Annotated in this window: 18 protein-coding genes; 12 read left to right on the top strand and 6 right to left on the bottom strand. The window is 68.0% G+C overall.

Translation table 11 applies throughout. The features are described 5' to 3' along the window. Positions 1-18: 18 nt before the first annotated feature. The 4 genes from VIM54_RS01505 to VIM54_RS01490 are packed head-to-tail and all read right to left on the bottom strand — an operon-like array spanning position 19 to position 4,515. Positions 19-1,356 carry a D-arabinono-1,4-lactone oxidase gene (locus VIM54_RS01505; protein ID WP_331898558.1) on the bottom strand — a complete coding sequence of 446 codons (1,338 nt, stop codon included), beginning with the start codon at positions 1,354-1,356 and terminating at the stop codon, positions 19-21. Continuing rightward, positions 1,353-2,633, bottom strand: a complete 1,281-nt coding sequence (locus VIM54_RS01500) for an alanine racemase (protein ID WP_331898556.1) — start codon at positions 2,631-2,633, stop codon at positions 1,353-1,355. Before VIM54_RS01500 ends, VIM54_RS01505 begins: the two co-directional genes overlap by 4 nt. Continuing rightward, positions 2,633-3,901 carry an MFS transporter gene (locus VIM54_RS01495; RefSeq protein ID WP_331898554.1) on the bottom strand — a complete coding sequence of 423 codons (1,269 nt, stop codon included), beginning with the start codon at positions 3,899-3,901 and terminating at the stop codon, positions 2,633-2,635. Before VIM54_RS01495 ends, VIM54_RS01500 begins: the two co-directional genes overlap by 1 nt. Next, positions 3,898-4,515 (bottom strand): TetR/AcrR family transcriptional regulator, encoded by a 618-nt coding sequence (locus tag VIM54_RS01490; RefSeq protein WP_331898552.1) that lies wholly within the window; start codon positions 4,513-4,515, stop codon positions 3,898-3,900. The genes VIM54_RS01495 and VIM54_RS01490 overlap by 4 nt, the downstream gene beginning before the upstream one ends. 174 nt (positions 4,516-4,689) lie before the next feature. On the opposite strand from VIM54_RS01490, the gene VIM54_RS01485 reads away from it, so the two are divergent. The 11 genes from VIM54_RS01485 (at position 4,690) to VIM54_RS01435 (ending at position 16,864) form a co-directional block, all read left to right on the top strand. After that, positions 4,690-6,780 carry a hypothetical protein gene (locus VIM54_RS01485; RefSeq protein ID WP_331898550.1) on the top strand — a complete coding sequence of 697 codons (2,091 nt, stop codon included), beginning with the start codon at positions 4,690-4,692 and terminating at the stop codon, positions 6,778-6,780. 150 nt (positions 6,781-6,930) lie between these two features. Next, entirely contained in the window at positions 6,931-7,101 is a 171-nt protein-coding gene (locus VIM54_RS01480) for a hypothetical protein (RefSeq protein ID WP_331898548.1), read from the top strand. Between the two features lie 265 nt (positions 7,102-7,366). Beyond that, positions 7,367-8,311, top strand: coding sequence for an undecaprenyl-diphosphate phosphatase (locus VIM54_RS01475; RefSeq protein ID WP_331898546.1), 945 nt, complete (start codon positions 7,367-7,369; stop codon positions 8,309-8,311). Between the two features lie 348 nt (positions 8,312-8,659). Continuing rightward, a complete protein-coding gene (locus VIM54_RS01470) occupies positions 8,660-9,460 on the top strand; it encodes an aminoglycoside phosphotransferase family protein (protein ID WP_331898544.1) in 801 nt (266 codons plus the stop codon). Positions 9,461-9,529: 69 nt separating this feature from the next. Next, positions 9,530-10,231, top strand: a complete 702-nt coding sequence (locus tag VIM54_RS01465) for an alpha/beta hydrolase (RefSeq protein WP_331898669.1) — start codon at positions 9,530-9,532, stop codon at positions 10,229-10,231. Between the two features lie 143 nt (positions 10,232-10,374). After that, the gene (locus VIM54_RS01460) at positions 10,375-10,884 is read left to right on the top strand and encodes a hypothetical protein (protein WP_331898542.1); all 510 of its coding nucleotides are present in this window, start codon (positions 10,375-10,377) and stop codon (positions 10,882-10,884) included. Positions 10,885-10,971: 87 nt separating this feature from the next. After that, positions 10,972-11,523 (top strand): sigma-70 family RNA polymerase sigma factor, encoded by a 552-nt coding sequence (locus tag VIM54_RS01455; protein WP_331898541.1) that lies wholly within the window; start codon positions 10,972-10,974, stop codon positions 11,521-11,523. Continuing rightward, positions 11,520-12,095, top strand: a complete 576-nt coding sequence (locus VIM54_RS01450) for a hypothetical protein (RefSeq protein ID WP_331898539.1) — start codon at positions 11,520-11,522, stop codon at positions 12,093-12,095. Before VIM54_RS01455 ends, VIM54_RS01450 begins: the two co-directional genes overlap by 4 nt. A 439-nt stretch (positions 12,096-12,534) precedes the next feature. After that, a complete protein-coding gene (locus VIM54_RS01445; RefSeq protein ID WP_331898537.1) occupies positions 12,535-14,607 on the top strand; it encodes a ribonucleoside triphosphate reductase in 2,073 nt (690 codons plus the stop codon). Beyond that, positions 14,604-15,257 carry an anaerobic ribonucleoside-triphosphate reductase activating protein gene (locus VIM54_RS01440; RefSeq protein WP_331898535.1) on the top strand — a complete coding sequence of 218 codons (654 nt, stop codon included), beginning with the start codon at positions 14,604-14,606 and terminating at the stop codon, positions 15,255-15,257. The genes VIM54_RS01445 and VIM54_RS01440 overlap by 4 nt, the downstream gene beginning before the upstream one ends. A 161-nt stretch (positions 15,258-15,418) precedes the next feature. After that, positions 15,419-16,864 carry a nitronate monooxygenase gene (locus tag VIM54_RS01435; RefSeq protein ID WP_331898534.1) on the top strand — a complete coding sequence of 482 codons (1,446 nt, stop codon included), beginning with the start codon at positions 15,419-15,421 and terminating at the stop codon, positions 16,862-16,864. Between the two features lie 55 nt (positions 16,865-16,919). Here VIM54_RS01435 and VIM54_RS01430 read toward each other — a convergent pair whose 3' ends face one another. Next, positions 16,920-17,726 carry an alpha/beta hydrolase gene (locus VIM54_RS01430; RefSeq protein WP_331898532.1) on the bottom strand — a complete coding sequence of 269 codons (807 nt, stop codon included), beginning with the start codon at positions 17,724-17,726 and terminating at the stop codon, positions 16,920-16,922. Between the two features lie 258 nt (positions 17,727-17,984). Beyond that, on the bottom strand, positions 17,985-18,860 hold the full coding sequence (locus VIM54_RS01425; protein WP_331898530.1) for a glycoside hydrolase family 26 protein: 876 nt from the start codon (positions 18,858-18,860) through the stop codon (positions 17,985-17,987). Positions 18,861-18,873: 13 nt separating this feature from the next. On the opposite strand from VIM54_RS01425, the gene VIM54_RS01420 reads away from it, so the two are divergent. Beyond that, positions 18,874-19,194, top strand: a complete 321-nt coding sequence (locus VIM54_RS01420; RefSeq protein WP_331898529.1) for a hypothetical protein — start codon at positions 18,874-18,876, stop codon at positions 19,192-19,194. Positions 19,195-19,611: the final 417 nt, after the last annotated feature.

Below are 19,611 nucleotides of genomic sequence, written 5' to 3'. Positions count from 1 at the left end.
CGACCGGCGCACGCGCGATCAGGGTCCGAGAACCCGGTCGAGGTAGCGGTTGGTGAAGACGCGGTCGGGGTCGAGCCGGTCGCGCACCGCCACGAAGTCGGCATGGTGCGGATACACCGCGGCGAGCGCCTCGGCGTCGAGGTAGTGAATCTTGCCCCAGTGCGGGCGGCCCTGGTACTCGCGCATGATCCGCTCGACGGCGGTGAAGTAGTCGACGTGATCGTCGCGCACATAGCGGTGCACGGCGATGTAGCCCGTCGGCCGCCCGTGAGCGGTCGAGAGCCAGTTGTCGTCGGCGGCCGCGACCCGCACCTCCACGGGAAAGGAGATGCGCCAGCCGCGATCGTCTATGAGCCGTCGGATGTCGCGCAGGGCGGAGGGAACCGCTTCGAGCGGGATCGCGTACTCCATCTCGGCAAACCGGGTCGTGCGCAGGCTCACGAACACCTCATGGGAGAGGTCCGTGAATGTGCGGTTGCCGTACACCCTCGTCGCCAGCCGATTGATCGGCGGGGTGAGCGCGGGGGCCACTCGGCCGAGAGTGCAGATGAGGGCGAGCATGCCGTTGCTGAGCACCCGATCCTCCAGCCACTCGGAGACCGCGCCGAGCGGCTCCCGGAGCGCGTCGCCGGGCAATCGCGTGTTGGTCTTGGTCATCACGCTGTCGGTGTGGGGCCACCAGTAGAACTCGAAGTGGTCGGCGGCTGTGACGCGTGCCTCGAAATCGTCGAGCACCTCGTCGAACCCCGCCGGTCGTTCGACCGCGCGCAGCAGGAAGGCCGGCACGCACTGCAGCGTGATCTCCACGATCACGCCGAGGGCGCCAAGACCGAGCCGAGCCGCCGGCAGGAGCTGCGCGTTGCTCGTGTCGCTGATCCGCAGGATCGACCCGTCCGCCGTGACGAGCGTGAGCGCGACCACCTGGGTGGCCAGTCCCCCGAACCGCGCCCCGGTGCCGTGCGTTCCCGTGGAGGTCGCCCCGGCGATGGTCTGGCGATCGATGTCGCCCATGTTCTGCAGCGCGAGGCCGAGGGGCTCGAGCAGGTCGGGCAGCTGGTGCAGGTGGGTGCCCGCTCCGATGGTTACCCGCGCGTTCGGCAGGTCGACGTCGAGCAGCCCGTCGAGCCCGGAGATGTCGAGCTGCACCCCTGGGGCCACCGCGATGCCCGAGAAGCTGTGACCGGCACCGACCGTCTTTACTGTGAGGCCGTGCTGACGGGCGAAGCGCACGACATCCACCACCTCGTCGACCGTCGATGCGCGCGCGGCGAACGCGGGCAGAATCGACTCGGTGCGCCCCCAGTTGCGCCAGGTCTCGCCCGGCCGGATTCGCGCGGTCGCGCTGTCGATGCTCACAGGAACGCCTTCCCCTCTCCCCGATACGTCGGCACGGTGCCGACCACCCTGAACCCGACCGCTCCGGGGCCCGCCGCACCATCCCCGTCCACGAGCGTGAAGCCGTCGAGGTGCTCGCTCAACTCGCCCGCCTTCGTGTGCCGCAGCCACACCCGGTCGCCGACCCGCAGCCGGGCGGCCGCCTCTCCGGTCAGCGGGGTCTGCACCTCGCCAGCCGCCTCCCGCGCGACCATGCTCGTGCCCTCCGGCCAGGCGACGAGGGGCAGCCGGTCGGGTCCGGGCGGCCCTGAGGCGACCCACCCGCCGCCGAGCAGCGTCGCCATTCGCGGCGTCGGCTTGCGCACCACCGAGAGGGCGAAGGCCGCCGCGGGGGCCGGGGTGAAGCGACGGTAGTGGTCGAACAGGTGGGGTCCGAAGAGCCCGCTGCCGGCCGCGATCTCGGTCACCGCGGGCTCGGCGCTCGTGGTCTCGAGCGAACCGGTGCCGCCGCCGTTCACGAACTCGAGGTCCGCGAGCGCGCGGACCGCTGTGACGACCTCGGCGCGCCTCCCGGCGAGCTCGGCGGCCGACTGCCGCTGCACCCAGCGCACGACGGCGCCGCGCGCCGGGTTGCCGGCCGGCTCGTCGACGAGTCCGGCGATCTGCCCCTCGTACGCCATGAGGCCGACGAGGGAGAACCCCCGGCGGCGAACGATCTCGCGAGCAAGCTCGCGCGCCTGTTCCACGGTGAAGACGGGCGATCGCCAGGTGCCGAGGCGCCCGAGGGCCTTCGAATTCCACGACGCGTCGAGTTCGAGGCACACCCGGATCATGTAGCGGCGATCCGGAGGAAGCACCGCGTCGATCAGGTCGAGCTGGGCCACCGAATCCACCATGAGCGTGATCCGGGAGGTGAGCCGCTCGTCGGTGGCGAGGCGGCGGATCGCCGCCCGGTCGGCGGTGGGGTAGCCGACCACGACATCCGCGATCCCGTCGTTGCCGTCGTCCCCCGCGGCCAGCCAGAGCGCCTCGGGCAGCGTGTAGGCGAGCACCCCGGCGAATCCGGGAAGGGCAAGCACCGCGTCGATCACCGAACGCACCCGCACCGACTTGCTCGCGACCCTGATCGGCGTGCCGTTCGCGCGACGCACCATCTCGAACGCGTTGTGGGCGAGCGCCGGCAGCGAGATCACCCCGAACGGCGGATCGAGCTCCGCCGTCGCGGCCTCGATCGCCGGCCAGTAGCGTGACGGCGTGGTCCACGGAGTGGTCGACGGCTGGGTGAGCGAAATGGTCATCAGCGCACCGACCTGATCGGCAGCACTGCCGCGGCCCCGAGCAGGGCCGCGAGCGCCGACAGTACGAAGAGGCTCTGGAAGCCGGCAGACGCGGCCACGACGAACGCCCCGATGAGGGGCGCGATCGCCTGCGGAACGGCGGTGGCGATGTTCATGATGCCGAGGTCCTTGCCGCGAGTGCGCGCGTCCGGCAGGACCTGGGTGGCGAGCGCCTGGTCGACAGAGAGGAAGCAGCCGTAACCGAGGCCGAGGATGCCGGCGGCGACGATCGCGACGGCGAACTCCGGCACGAAGGCGAGCAGGAGCGCCGCGACGCCCTGCAGCGCTGCGGCGGCGAAGACGAAGGCCTTGCGTCGGCCGAGCCGGTCGGAGAGCCGGCCGGAGACGAGGGAGGCGATGACGACGAAGACCAGGTAGACGAAGACCAGCACGAGCAGGTCGTCTTTCGCGTGCGGCCGGTGCAGCCCGTACTGCAGGAACTGCAGCAGCAGCGCCGTGCCGAACGCATTGCCGAAGTTGACCAGGATGCGGCTGAGCAGCGTCCAGCCGAAGTCCGGATGCTCGCGCGGGCTGATCCAGAATCCGGCGACCAGGCCGCGCCCAGTGAGCGGCGGGCGATCCACCGGCGAGAGCACGGCATCCGGAACCCCCAGGACGAACGGAAGCACCAGCAGCAGCACGAGGACGGCGACGAGGGTATAGCCCGCGAAGATGCTGAGCCCGAGAACCACGACGAGGAGCAGACCGAGGATGGTGCCGATCGCCTGCGGCGCCGAGATCCAGCCGGAGACGTAGCCGCGCTGGTTCACCGGCACCTGGTCGGAGATCATCGCCGTGAGTGCGGCGGAGAGCACGCAGAAGCCGATCAGGGCCACCGACCAGAACACGCCGATCCCCAGGATGGAGGTCTGGGCGCCCAGCGCGATGAGGCCGACCGCGAAGACGAGCGCCCCGCCGAGAATCCAGGGGCGGCGGCGGCCGAAGCGCGAGGTCGTGCGGTCGGACAGCGCCCCGGTGAGGGGGAACGTGACGAGGGCGAAGACGCCGGCGATGCCGGACACCACGCCGAACGCCACGACACTGTCCACCCAGTCCGCCGAGTGCACGCGTGCCTCGATCTGCAGGGGAAGCAGCAATTGGATGGGGGTGAGCTGCGCCATCCACACCCCGAGCCAGGCTGCCGCGAAGAGCGCGATCCACCGCCCGGGAACGCGGGTGTGCGGTTCGGCGAACGGGGCCGGCGCGTGGGCGGTCTCGGGTGTCGTCATGGTTGGGGCTCCTGCGGGGTGGCTGGGCGGGCGAGGGAGGCGATCGTGTCTGCCGCGAAGTCCATGAGCCGCCCGGCGGCGTCGGTGTCTCGGTCGGCAAGCCAGGCGAGGGTGTAGCCGTCGTTGATGGCGATGAGGATGCGGGCCACCTCCTGCACGGGCAGCGACCAGGTGACCCCGGTGGCGACCGCGCCGTACTCGAGGATCTCGCGCGCCGCCGCGAAGTAGCTCGCGTACTGGGCGGCGGGCACCGCGTTGAGCTCCGGGGTGCGCAGGGAGTAGTTCATGAGTTCGAAGAGGGCCTGCTCCCGTTGCGGATTCTCCACGAGCAGGTCGAAGAAGGCCTGGAGGCCGGCTCGAACGGCGGTGCGGATGTCCGTGCCGGGCGCGACGGCGGCGCGCGTCACCCGCTTCTCGTTCGCCACGAGGAAGGCGATGAGTTCTCGCATCATCTCGTCTCGAGAGCGGAAGGCGTAGTGGAAACTCGCGAGCGACATCCCGGCCTCGGCCACGATCGCGCGAGTGGTGGCCGCGGACACCCCGTCCCGGTCGATCACCGCGAGGGCGGCCTGGATCAGCGCGGCTCGTCGTTCATCGGAGGGGACTCGGGTCATGCCTGGTGCCCTTCCGTTGGGTTCGTCTGCGATCGGCCGAACTGGGTCAACTGTCCCAGTCGCCTGACTAAGAATCATGGCGGCGAATCGCGGCGCCGTCAATCACCCAAACGGGGCGCAACACTCGGGCGACAGTTTGACAGGGCAGCGAATGCCGAGCTAAATGGAGGTACAGTGCAGCCCTCTCCCACGAACGTCCCCCGACGTTCGTTTCGCGAACGCGGAGCGAGCGCCGACCGGCGATTCCTGCGGCTGGCCGCCATCCTCGCCTGTGCCGGGCTCGCCGGGCTCCTGACCGCGGCCTCCGCCGTGCCGACGCCCACGCCCACGCCCACGCCCACTCTGAGCGCCGGCCACAGCCCGAACTTCACGCTGACGGCGACGGGCTTCTCTCCCACCAACGCCGTCGCGCTGACCGGCACCAAGGACGCCGACTCCGGGGTGAGCGTGCTCCCCCTCACGGCAGGCGACCAGCCGGTGTGCGCGGTCGCCGAGGACTCGAAGACAACCTGGGGTTGCACGATCGCCCTGCCGAACGGCAAGGCCATCGCCCTCACCGCCCAGCAGACCACGAGCGGCTCGATCACCGGAGAGGACACCGAGACCCTCGATGTGCTCGGAGCGCCCACCATCGACGGCGCGCCGGGCTACGTCACCAGCGGGCTCGTGTCGGGTCTCGGTTTTGCCGGCGCCACCGTGGTCGCGGCCGTCGCCGGCGCACCGGCCGGCGGCTGCACCGCGGTCGCCAGCACCACCGGCTACTGGTCGTGCGCCCTCACCGTGGGCTCCGGGTCGTGGGTCGTCGTCGCCCGCCAGTCGCAGGCCGGGCTCGGCGGTGGGGCATCCTCCTCCCCGTCGGGTTCCCTCACCGTGACGGTGGACCGTGATGCCCCGGCGAGCCCGGCCATCACCTCGCCCCGCGCGGGAAGCCGGATACCCGACCGCACCGTCACCTACCGGGGCGCCGGCGAGGAGGCCGGCGCCGTAGACGTGTACGTGCACAACGTGCCGGTCTGCAGCGCCCGCGTGAGCGGCACGGCCTGGGCCTGCACGGCGGCCGCACCGGCGAGCGGCGAACACGCCGTCGTGGCGATCCAGCGCGACCAGGCCGGCAACTTCAGCGCCCCCTCCGCGGCGATCTCCGTGTTCTTCGGCCCGAAGCCCGGCGCGGCCGTGCCGCCGGTCGCGCCGCCGGCCACGACCGATCCGCCGGCCGAGACTCCCCCGCCCTCCGACGCGCCGACCGAACCGGCCCCGGAGCCCAGCCAGCCACCCGCGCCGGCGGCGAGCGGAGGTTCGAGCAACTGGGGCACCCCGACGTCGTTCGGCTCCGCGCTCCCCACGCTCGCCGAGACCGTCAATCGCGGCAACTGGCTCCTCGCTCCGCTTCTCGCTCTCGCCTTCATCCTGCTCGTCGCCCTGCCGCTCCGGATGCTCGCGACGGCCCTCCGCGGGCGGATCAGACGACCGAGCATCCACCTCACCGGTCGAAACCGGCCGGGACTCGTGGATCGGGACGACACGACACCGCTGAACCCGATCCTCGCCGGGGCGATTTCGCTCGCGGTGGCCGCGGCGTTCATCGTCTTCTCCGGCGGGGTGAACGACGAGGTGCGCTACCTCAGGCTGACCGTGGCGGTGTGCCTCGGTCTCGGCCTGCTCACTGTGATCGGGGTGGCCGTCACGACGCGGCTCGCGAGCCGCTGGCAGGGTGTTGCCGGACGGTTGCGCACGCGGCCGATGCTCGTCCTCGCCGCCGCGGTGGCCGCCCTGCTCTCGAGGGCCACGGGCATCGAGCCGGCCGTCGTTACCGGGGTGGTCATCGGCATCGGTTTCGCGCGAGGACTGCCCGCGAGACCCAGGGCCATCGTCAACCTCGTGGAGGTGGGCGGGGTGACCGTGCTCGCGATCGCCGCGTGGCTCGCGAACGGCGCCCTCGGTGCCGTTCAGGGGTTCTGGCCGTCACTGCTCCACGAGACGCTCGCGACGATCGCGCTTGCCGGGCTCGGCTCGGCGATGACCCTCGTTCTCCCGGTCGCGACCCTGCCCGGCCGCGTGATTCTGGAGTGGTCGCCGCCGGTCTGGCTTGCGAGCGTCGCCGTGGTGACCACCGTCGCCGCCGGAGTGATCCTCGGCGGCCGGAGCGCCGAATTCCCGGTGGTCGGATCGATTGTCCTGGCCGTCGCCTTCGCCGCCCTGAGCCTCGCGGTGTGGGCGTGGCTGCGTTTCGTCGAGCCGGTGGCCGTGCGACGGCCCAGCGCCTGACGGGCAGCGACCCGAGCGAGAGGACCTGAGGCTCTCTGCCCGGAGTGCGACCAGGCATCGTCCCCGCCCACGGCTGACCGCACTCAGCAAACGTTATACCCCTAGGGGTATATTTTCCCTTACCAGCGGAATCAGCAGAGGGAGCAAGACATGTGCCAGGCAGTGACCTGCAGTGAGTGCGGGAAGGTCACCTGGGCGGGGTGCGGCCAGCACGTCGACGAGGTGATGCGCAACGTTCCGATCGCCGAGCGGTGCCCCGGCCATCAGTCCGAGACGCCCGCCGGGCAGAGCCTCTTCTCGCGCATCTTCCCCGGTCGGTAGAAATCCGACCGGACGACCCGAGCCGTCTCCCCTTCGGCTACGGGCGCTTCGCGCCGAGCCAGATCGGGTTGGTCATCGCGGCCATCGCCCCCAGTTGCAGCTGGGTCCCCGTCTCGTTGCCATTGCCCGGCGTGCCGTCGGCCAGCGGATGCCGCGCCGTTCTCTACGGAATCTCTACGGAATCTTAGGGCGGCGTTGTTTGGCTGGGGTGACCTCGCTCCCCCTTGACACTCGACGCGTGGCGCTTAACGGAGGACCTGAACCGATGAACTACCTCGAAGCCATTGTGATGGGGGCGATCCAGGGCATCACGGAGCTGTTCCCCGTTTCCAGCCTTGGCCACGCGGTGCTGATTCCCGCCCTGCTCGGCGGCCAATGGAGTCGGGACCTGTCGGTCTCCACCCCCGAGTCGCCCTACCTCGCCTTCATCGTCGGGCTGCACGTGGCGACGGCGCTGGCGCTGCTCGTCTTCTTCCGTCGCGACTGGGCGCGGATCATCCGGGGCTTCTTCACCTCTGTGCGGTACCGCCGCATCCGGACCGCGCCCGAGCGGCTCGCCTGGCTGCTCATCCTCGCGACCATCCCCGTGGGAGTGACCGGCCTGCTGCTCGAGCACACCTTCCGCACGGTGCTCGGAAAGCCGGTGCCCGCGGCGATCTTCCTGATGGTGAACGGGGTGATCCTCGGAGGGGGCGAACTCCTGCGACGACGGCGCGAACCAGCCGTCAACCGTGCGGCCGCGCTGCATGGCCCGGGGCTCGGCGCTGCGGTGCTTCGCACGCCGGCCGTTCCGGATGCGAACGCCCTTGGCGACGACACCGCCCTTGCCGACGTGCCCCGGTGGCGCGCCGTGGCGATCGGCGCGGTGCAGACGCTCGCCCTGCTGCCCGGGATCAGCCGATCAGGCGTGTCGATGGTCGCCGGCATGGCGGTGGGTCTCAGCCACCGAGAGGCCGCCCGGTTCTCCTTCCTGCTCGCGACCCCGGTGATCCTTGCCGCCGGGCTCCTCAAGCTGCCCGATCTCTTCGGTCCGCTCGGCGCCTCGATCCACGGCCAGGTGCTCGCCGGCAGCGCGACTGCCTTCGTGGCGGCGCTCCTCGCGGTGGCCTTTCTCGACCGCTACTTCCGCACCAGGACCCTCATCCCCTTCGCCGTCTACTCCCTCGTGGCCGGCGCGGCATCCCTCGGCTGGCTGCTGCTCCACCCCTGACTATCGCTCGCCGTCGAACGGGGTCACTGGCGCCCAGACAGTCCCCCACCGATCAGGACCGCGCCGATCACGAGCAGCGCCACGCTCATGATCGCCGCGCTGTTGCGCACCAGCAGGGAGCGCGTCAAGCACCGTGCGCCGCCCTTCCCCCCTCCGTTATCACCCTTGGTGCCACGCACTCACGGGCAAAGAGAGCCGGGTGCCGTCATTCATGGGCCGCGTACGCTGGGAGCCTCGACCGCTCCCCCCGGAGGTTTCACGCTGATCGCGACCGCACCCCCACGCATCGATGCGCCGCTCGTTCGGCGCCTGATCGCCGCGCAGTTCCCGCGCTGGGCGAGTCTCGAGGTGAGGCCCGTCGATCTCGACGGGTGGGACAACCGCACGTTTCGGGTCGGCGAGGCCCTCGCCGCCCGGCTGCCGAGCGCGGCGGGGTACGTGCCGCAGGTGCGCAAGGAGGTCACCTGGTTGCCGTTCCTCGCCTCGGCCGTCTCCCTGCCCATCCCCGAAGTCGTTGCCCTCGGCGAGCCGGGGGAAGGCTATCCATTCGAGTGGACGATGCGTCGCTGGATACCGGGGACGCCCGCCGCTGCCGTCGGCGGCCTCGACCTTCGCGCACTTGCCCGGGACCTGGCCGCGTTCCTCGTCGAACTGCGAAGCGTCGACCCGTCGGCGGGTCCGGCACCGGGCGCGCACTCGGCCGGGCGCGGCGCCGGCCTCGACCAGTGGGATGCCGAAACGCGGGCGGCCATCCGTGCCCTCGGCGGCGACATCGACGGCGGCGCGGCCCTCGAGGAGTGGGAGAGGGCTCTCGACTCCCCCGTCGCCGAACCCGTCGTCTGGTTTCACGGGGACGTCGCGGCCGGGAACCTGCTGGTGGCCGATGGTCGGCTCTCCGCCGTGATCGACTTCGGTTGCGCCGGGGTGGGCGACCCGGCCTGCGATCTCGCCATCGCCTGGACCTTTCTCGACGAGAGTTCGCGGGACGTCTTGCGGCACGGTCTCGGCGCCGACGATTCCCTGTGGGCGCGCGGCCGCGGTTGGGCCCTCTGGAAGGCGCTCATCACCGCCGATGATCCGCTGCGTGCCGGCGATGCCGCGCGCGTGCTGTCGGCGCTCGGCATCGCAAACCGGCGGTCCGGCAGCTGATTGTCTCGCCGACGGGGTGGCTCGTGTCGGTCGGCCGGCGTATCGTCGCTGGACATGGACGTCATTGGCATGGACATCATTCTGGTTCCCGGATTCTGGTTGGATGCGTCGTCCTGGTCGCAGGTGACCCCGGCCCTTGTCGCGGCGGGGCATCGGGTGCACCCGCTCACGCTGCCCGGGCTCGAGTCGGCCGACACGTCGCGCGCCGGCATCGGCCTGCGAGACCACATCGATGCGGTCGTGGCCGAGATCGACGCCCTTGCTGGTCCGGTGGTGCTGGTCGGTCATTCGGGCGGTGGCGCGATCATCCACGGTGCGGTGGATGCGCGGCCGGATCGTGTGATTCGCGCGGTCTATGTGGACAGCGGTCCACTCGCCGAGGGCGGCGTCATCAACGATGGGCTGTCTGCCGTCGGGGACGACGTGCCGCTGCCGTCGTGGGACATCTTCGATGACGAGGACCTCGTCGACCTGACCGACGACCTGCGGGCCGCCTTCCGGGCCCGGGCCGTTCCGGAGCCGCGTGGGGTGGCCCAGGATCGCCAGCACCTCCACGACGAGCGGCGTTACGACGTGCCGGTCACCGTGATCACCTGCGAGTTCCCGGTCTCGGCGCTGAAGACCTGGATCAGGAGCGGTCACCCCCAGGTGTCGGAGTTCGCCCTCATCCACGACGTCGAATACGTGGAACTGACCACCGGGCACTGGCCCCAGTTCACCAAGCCCACCGAGCTCGGTGCCGCCATCCTCGCCGCCGTCCGGGTTCGGTAAGAACAGAACCGGCCACATTCCCGCCGTCTCGAAGCCTTCGGTGCCGAGCGTAACTTTTCGGGTGCCGTCGTCGATTACGTCCACGTGGGCCTCGGCTCCGCAGAAATAAACCGACGGGTCTCAGACCCACTTGGAGGACTTAGATGTCATTCTTCACCGTTCTTGTCACGAGCAAGATCGCCATCGGCGCCCTGGCGCTCGGCACCGTCGCCGCCGGCGGCACCGCCGTCGCCGCCTACACCGGGACCCTTCCGGCTCCGCTGCAGCGGAGCGCCCACAGCCTGATCGGCGCCCCTGCCCCTGCGGAAAGCGAAGAGGTGGATGCCGCGGCCACGGCGGATCCGACCGAGACACCCGGCCCGACCGAGACGCCGAAACCCACCGGCACCCCGGTGGGCCCCGACGCCACGGGACCCGCGGCCTTCGGACTCTGCACGGCCTTCACGCACGGTGGCCTGAGCACGTCGTCCACGGCGTACAGGTCCCTCGTCGTCGCGGCGAGCAGCTCGACGGACATCGCCGCCTACTGCGCGACGATCGTTCACCCAGGCAAGATCGCGGCACCGTCCGACACCAGCGCCGCGTCTCCGGCGCGTCCCAGCCAGGCGGCACAGGGAACCGACCACAAGCCGACCGCGCCCGGTCGTCCGTAACTTTCTCACCGGCTACCCTGCCGCTCAGCGCTAGCCTAGGCAGCGTTGCGCGGCAGGGCGTGGTGACGGAACGGGACGAGGTGGTTGATGGAGACACTGACCGACGAGATGCTCGCTCACGGGCGCAGCAACCCGGCGGAGGTGTTCACCCTCGTGTACCAGGGGCTTTCGCCTTCTGTGCACGGCTACCTTGTGGCCCGCGGTGTGGATGACGCCGAGGCCGTTACCCACGATGTCTTCCTTGCCCTCTACCCTCGGCTCGCCACCGTGAACGGAGGAGTGAAGGGGTTGAAGACACTCATCTTCTCCATCGCACACGCCCGGTCGGTGGATCACCACCGACAGCGGGCAAGGAGTCCCATGATCACCGAATACCTGCCGGAGCTCGACTCCAGGTTCACCGCTTCTGCGGAAGATCACGCGCTGGATTCGGCTCTCGATACCGGTGTCCTCGATCTCCTCGGCCATCTGGGCGACGATCAGCGGGAGGTTCTGATCCTGCGAATCATCGCGGACCTCTCCCTCGAACAGACGGCAATAATCATGGACAAGTCGTCCGGGGCGATCAAACAACTTCAGCGGCGCGCACTGGGCAACCTCAAGCAGGAACTGGCGACAAAGAGCGGGGGCACACCATGACTCGTGACGACCGCGTTGTCGACGATCTGCTCGCGGAGGCCGGAATCGACGATGCCGCCGACGTTCGACCGCTGCTCATCGAACTTCGGTCCCTCGGCGCCGGCAGCCCTCCCGAGCCATCGGCAGAACTTGCCGCGCTCATGACCCCTGGCCCGGTGGATATCGCCGTCCGCCGGCGGGTTCGGCACCGTCGTCTCATCGTTGCGGCCATTGCCGTCGCGGCATCGGTCGGCGTCGGCGCCTCGGCCGCTGCGGCCAGCCCGGACTTCAGGCACACGGCGCAGACTGCCATCACGTTCCTCATCCACACCCTTGCGCCCGGCACGCTGCGCGAGCCCGGGCAGCCCACGATTCCGGCTCCCACGAGCAGTCGGGTGCCGGCCCAAGAAGGCACCCCGTCCGTCGGCCCCCAACGCGGTCCGAGCGACAAGTCCAGCGTCGCGCCCTCGCCTCGGCACACCGACCCGACCCGACCCGACCCGACGAGACGGCCGTCGACGATCGTGCCCCCCGTCACCCCGCCGGGCGCAAGCTCGAGGGCGACGCCACCGGCGGCGAACTCCCACCGCTAGCCCCCGGGCACCACGGCGGGCGGGCCCCACCGACGCGGACCTTGCCCGGGCAGTCCAGCGGATGTTGTCAGGGTGTGGTCAAACTTGTCAAACAGTGCCAGCAGGTCTGTTCGCGACGGGTCCCCTCGTGAGTCTCGTCCAGTCCGCGCGAAGGGGCGACCTTGCGTGAAGTCAATTGTGGCCTTTAGTGAACTAGCAATGACCAATAGTGAAGTGTTATGGGAAAACTGACACGATGCGTTGCTGCAGTCGCACCAAGCACAAAGCACCAAGTGCCTCGGCGCAATCACAACTTATAGGCATTTATACCGCGTTCCAACACTACATATAGTGTTTTGAGGCGTACGCTCCTAGCACGACCGGCCCCAAATTCGGGTGTCGGCAGCACGACCAACACGATAAAGGATTCTTGCCGATGTCCTCCCAACGCGCAGCTCCGATGGGCGTGATCGCGCGCTCCGGGGCGACCACACCATTCGATAGCGAAAGGATTCGCGCGGCCATCGCCGGTGCCGCTCGCGCGACGAAGGAATTGTCCAGTGCCGACGTGGAGCGCGTCACACAATTGGTGCTCGTCGCGCTCGCCGGCTCCGGCGTGACCTACCCGACCGTGGAATACGTCCAGGACATCGTCGAGCAGGCGCTGATCGCCGGATCGTTCACGGCTACGGCGCGCGCCTTCATCGCGTACCGCGACCAGCACGCGCGCCTGCGCGACGACACGAAGACTGTCATCGATGTGGGCAGCTCGATCAACGAATACCTGGACCGTTCCGATTGGCGTGTCAACGCGAACGCGAACCAGGGCTATTCCCTCGGCGGCCTCATCCTCAATACTGCGGGGAAGGTCATCGCGAACTATTGGTTGTCCCACGTGTACAGCCCGGAGGTCGGCAAGGCACACCGTGAAGGCGACCTGCACATCCACGACCTGGACATGCTCGCCGGATACTGCGCCGGGTGGTCGCTGCGCGTGCTGCTGGAAGAGGGGCTCAACGGCGTGCCCGGCAAAGTCGAGTCGCGACCGCCCAAGCACTTCTCCTCCGCTATCGGCCAGATCGTGAATTTTCTCGGCACGATGCAGAATGAATGGGCCGGCGCGCAGGCCTTCAGTTCCTTCGACACGTATATGGCGCCGTTCGTGCGGATCGACAACCTCTCCTACGAGGAGGTGCTCCAAGGTGTGCAGGAACTTATCTACAACCTCAACGTGCCCTCCCGCTGGGGAACCCAGACGCCGTTCACCAACCTCACCTTCGACTGGGTCTGCCCCGAGGACCTCCGCGAACAGGTGCCGGTCATCGGCGGCATCGCGCAGGATTTCGCCTACGGTGACCTCGCGACCGAAATGGCGGTCATCAACCGTGCCTATATCGAGGTGATGACGAACGGGGATGCCAGTGGGCGGGTCTTCACGTTCCCGATCCCTACCTACAACATCACCGAGGACTTCGATTGGGAATCCGAGAACGCGGATCGCCTCTTCGAGATGACTGCAAAGTATGGCACGCCCTACTTCCAGAACTTCATCAACTCGGAGTTGAAGCCGAACCAGATCCGGTCGATGTGCTGCCGCCTCCAGTTGGATCTGCGGGAACTGCTCAAGCGCGGCAACGGTCTGTTCGGGTCGGCCGAGCAGACCGGCTCGCTCGGGGTCGTGACGATCAACTGTGCGCGGCTCGGCTACCTTAACCATGGCGACGAGGCAGGCCTCCTCAGGGATCTCGACCGGCTTCTCGAACTCGCCAAGGACTCCTTGGAGCTGAAACGCAAGGTCATCGACCGACTCATCGTCGAAGGCTTGTTCCCGTACACGAAACGCTATCTCGGAGCCGGACTTCGCAACCACTTCTCCACGATCGGCGTGAACGGCATCAACGAGATGATCCGCAACCTCACCGGCGACGAGCAGGATATCGCCACCCCCGACGGCCACGCGATCGCCGTGCATCTGCTGGATCATGTGCGGTCGCGCATGCTCGAGTTCCAGGAGAGCACCGGGAACATGTACAACCTGGAGGCCACCCCCGCGGAAGGCACCACCTATCGGTTCGCGAAGGAAGACCGCAAGCGGTTCCCCGACGTGCTGCAGGCAGGAACCGATGCCAACCCGTACTATACGAACTCGTCGCAACTGCCCGTCGGATTCACCGACGATCCGTTCGAGGCGCTCGACCGCCAGGACGAGCTGCAGACGAAGTACACCGGCGGAACCGTGCTACACCTTTACATGTCGGAGAAACTCTCCAGCGCAGCGGCCTGCCGCGAACTGGTGAAAAGGTCGCTTTCCGTGCACCGGCTCCCCTACATCACGGTCACCCCCACGTTCTCGATCTGTCCTGACCACGGCTACCTCGCTGGCGAGCATCAGAGCTGCACCACCTGCGGCGGGCCGTGCGAGGTATGGACCCGGGTGATGGGTTACTTCCGCCCGGTCAGCTCGTTCAACATCGGCAAGAAGGGCGAGCACGCCGAGCGCACTCATTTCCAGGAATCGGCGATGGCGCAATGAGCGATCCGGTGCGCGCCGATGCCCTGCAGATCGCCGGGCTGACCCGGCTGTCCACCTGCGACTGGCCGAGCAAGCTCGTGGCGACCGTGTTCCTCCAGGGTTGCCCCCTCGCGTGCACGTATTGCCACAACCCGGCGCTCCTCGACCCGCGCACGCCCGGCGTCATCGAGTGGCAAGAGGTGCGCGACCTGCTCGCCCGACGTCGCGGGTTGCTCGACGGGGTCGTGTTCTCCGGAGGGGAACCGACCCGCCAGGCGGGGCTTGCGGCCGCGATGCGAGAGGTGAGAAACCTCGGCTTCAAGGTTGGCCTGCACACCGCTGGCACCTACCCGCGCCGTTTTGCCGAGGTGCTCCCGCTGTGCGACTGGGTGGGCCTCGATATCAAGGCGCCGCAACGGCTCTACGGCGCCATCACCGGTGTTCAATCCAGCGCCGCCAAGGCGGACGCTTGCCTTCGCCTCGCCCTCGACTCGAAAGTGGACCTGCAGGTGCGTACAACAGTCGACCCGACCGTGCTCACCCCGAGCCACGTCGCCGAACTCACCGCCTCGCTGATGGCCGCGGGAGTGCACGAGCACGTGCTTCAGGAGGTTCGCGCCGAGGGCGCACGCCCAGAGTATGTTGAGCAACTCATGGCGCTCGCGCAGTAACTGCAGTAATTGCAGCACCGCTCCCACGAACCTCGACGGCTCGTGGGTTACGATCACGAAGATGATGCGCGTCACAGCCGCTCTCACCAAACGGTGTCGGCCACTGCAGACGGCTTCCCGTCGATGGGAGACCGCCAAAGCGCAGGCTGCTGGAGGCCATCATGCTCGAAAGCTCATTGCCCGTCGTCATTCAAGGTGGGATGGGGATGGCAGTCTCCTCCTGGAAACTCGCCCGAGCGGTATCGCAAACCGGGCAATTGGGCGTGGTCTCGGGTGTCGGCCTCGACACAGTGCTCGCGAGGCGACTCCAGGATGGCGATCCCGATGGCGACATTCGCCGGGCGCTCGACCACTTTCCCGCCCAGACCATGACGGAACCGGTGCTGGATCGGTACTTCCTGCCGGGAGGCCGCTCTGCGGGTGAACCATACGTCCCTATCCCGAAGCTGTCGCTGACCCCCACCCGGAAGCAGCAGGAGTTGAGCCTCCTGGGCAACTTCGTCGAGGTGTGGCTCGCGAAGGAGGGCCACGGGGGGATCGTCGGCGTCAACTATATGGAGAAAATTCAGATGGCCACCCCGTCTGCCGTGCTTGGCGCGATGTTGGCCGGTGTCGACTACGTGCTGATGGGCGCCGGGATACCTCGGCAAATCCCCCATCTTCTCAACGAATTGGCGGAGGGACGACTAGGCAGTCTCACCGTCGATGTCCACGGCTCACATGAACTGCATACCGTGAGTGTGGATCCCGCGGAACTGCTCGGCCCGATACCGGCGCCACTGCTGCGCCCGAGATTTCTCGCCATCGTCTCCGCCGACGTGCTCGCGTTCTACCTGGCCCGAGACGAGGAGATTCGCCCCGACGGGTTCGTCATCGAGGGCCCGACGGCCGGCGGACATAATGCCCCGCCCCGCGGAAGACTGATGCTCGACGACGACAACCAGCCGATCTACGGGCCGCGCGACGACGCAGACCTCGAGAAGATCGCCGCGCTCGGCCTGCCATTCTGGCTCGCCGGAGGATACGGTTCGCCGCACCAGCTGGCCGCCGCGCTCACCGCGGGTGCGACTGGGGTTCAGGTGGGGACCCTGTTCGCGCTCAGCCGCGAGTCCGGGTTCACCGACACAGTGCGCGGCCAGATTCTGGATCAACTCGATCACGTCGAACTGGCCGTTCGCTCCGACGCAGCGGCCTCACCCACGGGGTTCCCGTTCAAGGTGGCACAACTGGCAGGCACTCTGTCCGACCCCGCCATATACGCCGAGCGGGTCCGACTGTGCGATCTCAGCTACCTGCGAGAGCCTTACCTGCGGGGGGACGGCGTGGTCGGCTTCCGGTGCCCGGGCGAGCCGGTGCACATGTATGTGCGCAAGGGCGGCGATGCCGCGAATACCGTGGGGCGCGCCTGCCTGTGCAACGCGCTGACCGCCACCGTGGGACTCGGGCAGACCCGCAAAGACGGGTACACCGAAGCACCCCTAGTGACGCTCGGTACCAACCTCGATGGCGCAGCCGCGCTCCAGGCGGCGCATCCCGACGGCTGGGGCGCCAACGATGTGGTCGACTGGCTATTGCAGGCCGCAGTTGAGTCCCGCATAGTGGTGTAGCGATGTCAGCGGTGCGGGACGGTATTCCTCGTCTAGCCCGTCAAAAACGATCGTTTTAGGCGCGGCTCCGGCTCGCGCGCGCGGTCATCCAGTCGATTGCAGCCGTCAGCACAGTATCGTCTCGCACCGCGCCGAGGTGGTCGAGGCCAGCGTGTGCGGTTATTCGCATGCGCTCGGCGGCGACGGGTGCGGAGGCTTTCAGCGCCTCGTGGAATGCGAAGGCAGACGCCGGAGGCACATGCGTGTCGTCAGCACCCAAATCAAAGGCGATCGCGGGCCCATGTGCGTACCGGTCCTGATGGGTGGAGGGGTCGAGCTCATTGTAGAGCCAGGCTCCATAGGCGGTCGGCTGGCCCTGATCGATGATGTTGCGTGGCTCGCCCACGCGAGTCATGCCGGGGCGGGTCCAATCGGGGGTTGCGACGACGGCGGCGACGCGGGTCACACGCTTATCGATGCCGGCGAGAGCGACGCTAATGTCCCCGCCCATGGAGAGGCCCCCGGCCACGATGTTGTCGGCCGCGACGTCGAAGCGTTCAGTTGCCCAGTCGAGTACGTGCACGGCGTCGAGGGTGCTCTGTCCAAGGATTGGCCACATGTCGCGGCGGAAGTGTGAGAAGACCTGTTCCATCACAGCCCGGTCGTCGCCGTCACCACGTTCACCAAGTCGCCACGGGTCGAAGCTGACCGCAGTGAATCCGCGTTCCGCGAGGCGGGCGAGTTGTGGTGCGACGGCCTCCTTGGTGCCTCCGAGATACGGGAGGAACAGTGCGAGTTGATGTCTATCGTTCTCGACGCTCGGGGAGACGTGGATGACGGGAACCGCGTCGACGTTCTCGCGCGCGAAGTGCACATCGGTCATAGAATCCACGTTACGCCCGACGGCTGACGCCCCACTGGTGAGGGTGCACCGCCCAAACACACCGCGACGGGCCGCGGCACAAAGCACCCTCGTCATCGGCGTCAACTAATCCCGCCATTCGAAAGAGAAAGAACCCCGCCAGAAAAATCAGAAAGCCACAGACGCGGACGGATTGCTAACGCCGCCCCGCGGAGGGTTCCGCTTGTGGGACGCCCATTGACTGCTCGCAAAAAGATACGCGACGACCAGCCCGCCCGGCTACCTTCGTGCGGCCAACGCTGCGTTGAAGGCGCTGGCGGAGGTGGTTGAACTGTCGATGCGCCAGTCGACCTCTTTGTTCAAGTCGAACCAGACGAAGCCGGTGACGTCGGGTTGAGCGGCGAGGTAGGAGACCAGGTCGGTGTTCCATTGTGCTTTTGACCCGCCGTTTTCTGAGGAGGCGGTCTCTGCGACGATGATCGGTTTCGTGGATGCGAGGCCGCGGAGTTCCGTCAAGCCCTCGCCGAAGACTGTGCTTGGTGATTTCCAGGATCCTCCGACCCTGTCGAGACCCCAGTTGTAGCCGTCGAGGGCGACGTCATTCACGTAGTCATCGCCAGGGTACTCGGTGGTGATCGGGGTCGAACCGTAATAGGGGACGTTCGGGCTCCACACCCAGATCACGTTCGTTGCACCTGAGGCGACCAGCACGTCATGAACGTGCCGGTACGCGGCGACATAGCTGCCGCTGGCGTTGCCGTTGACGCCGTCGGCCCACGGGTACCAGTTGCCGTTCATCTCGTGGCCGTAGCGGAGCATCACCGGCTTCCCCCACGCGGCCAGGGCGGTCCCCCACGACTTGATATAGGTGTCGTATGTTCCGGATGCGATTGTCGCCGACTGGTACGCGGTCTGGTTCAGTCCCCCGCCCCACGTCCATGGTTCCCAGGTGAGGAGGCTGGTCGCGCCGCGGGCGGCGACCGAATTCAGGTCGGCTATCGAGGCTGCCTGGTTGAAGTCGTAGTAGGACAGCACGATGGACGGGCTCTCGCCGGATATGGTGGCGACCTGGTCGAGTTCAGTGTTCGCCTGCGCACCGCCGACGGTGGCGACGCCGAACCTGAGATGGGCCGTGCTGATCGCCGGGACGGTCACCGGGTAGGTTACCGTGAATGTTTTCGAGGCTGAGACCTTTGCGACGGTGGCTGCGAGGGTGAATGTTGCCGCGGTCGTGGCAGGCACCACCCAGGTGGCGGAAAATACTCCTGCTCCGTTGGTCCGGATGGAAATGGCGGAGGACCCGGCCGTGAGTGTCCCGGTCGTGTTCTTCTGGAAGCCGCTGCCGCTGACGGCGACGGAGGTGCCGACGGGCCCGGATGAAGGGGACAAGGTAACGGCTGCAACCGTTGTCGATGACACCCGGGTGGGGAGCGACGCGGCGGTCACGGTCATCCGGCTGGATGAGGTCTGTGTTGCGGAGCCCTGGTAACTGCTGAGGACGTCGTACGACGGGCTCGGAACGGCTGCCGCTCTCTGTGCGACGCCTGCATTGCTTTCGACGCCTACCGCGGGAGAGATATGCGCTTCCGGGGTTCCGGAGTACATGCTCGCGGCCACGACCCCGCCTACGATGCCGACGGCGAGAGCGCCAGACAAGACCTTCAGCATGCGAGCAGGCTTTCGGACAAGGGCTGCTCTCGCGTCTGGCCGGTATTTGGTCGTTGTCAAGGTCTCACTCCGTGTCTGATGGCGTCGCGAGCCCGGAGGCTCCCGCCACTCTTAGATGAGTCGGGGTGCACAAAAACCTGTACGCCTTAGCGGAGGCCCCCTCACCGCATGAATTGAGATTAGCCGAACGGCTCATGGAATGGCGATCGGTTCTGGGGAGATTAGATGGAACTCGGGA

Origin of the sequence: Lacisediminihabitans sp., from assembly GCF_036569425.1 — a bacterium.
Classification (GTDB): Bacteria; Actinomycetota; Actinomycetes; order Actinomycetales; family Microbacteriaceae; genus Lacisediminihabitans.
This window is presented reverse-complemented; position numbering and strand designations above follow the sequence as displayed.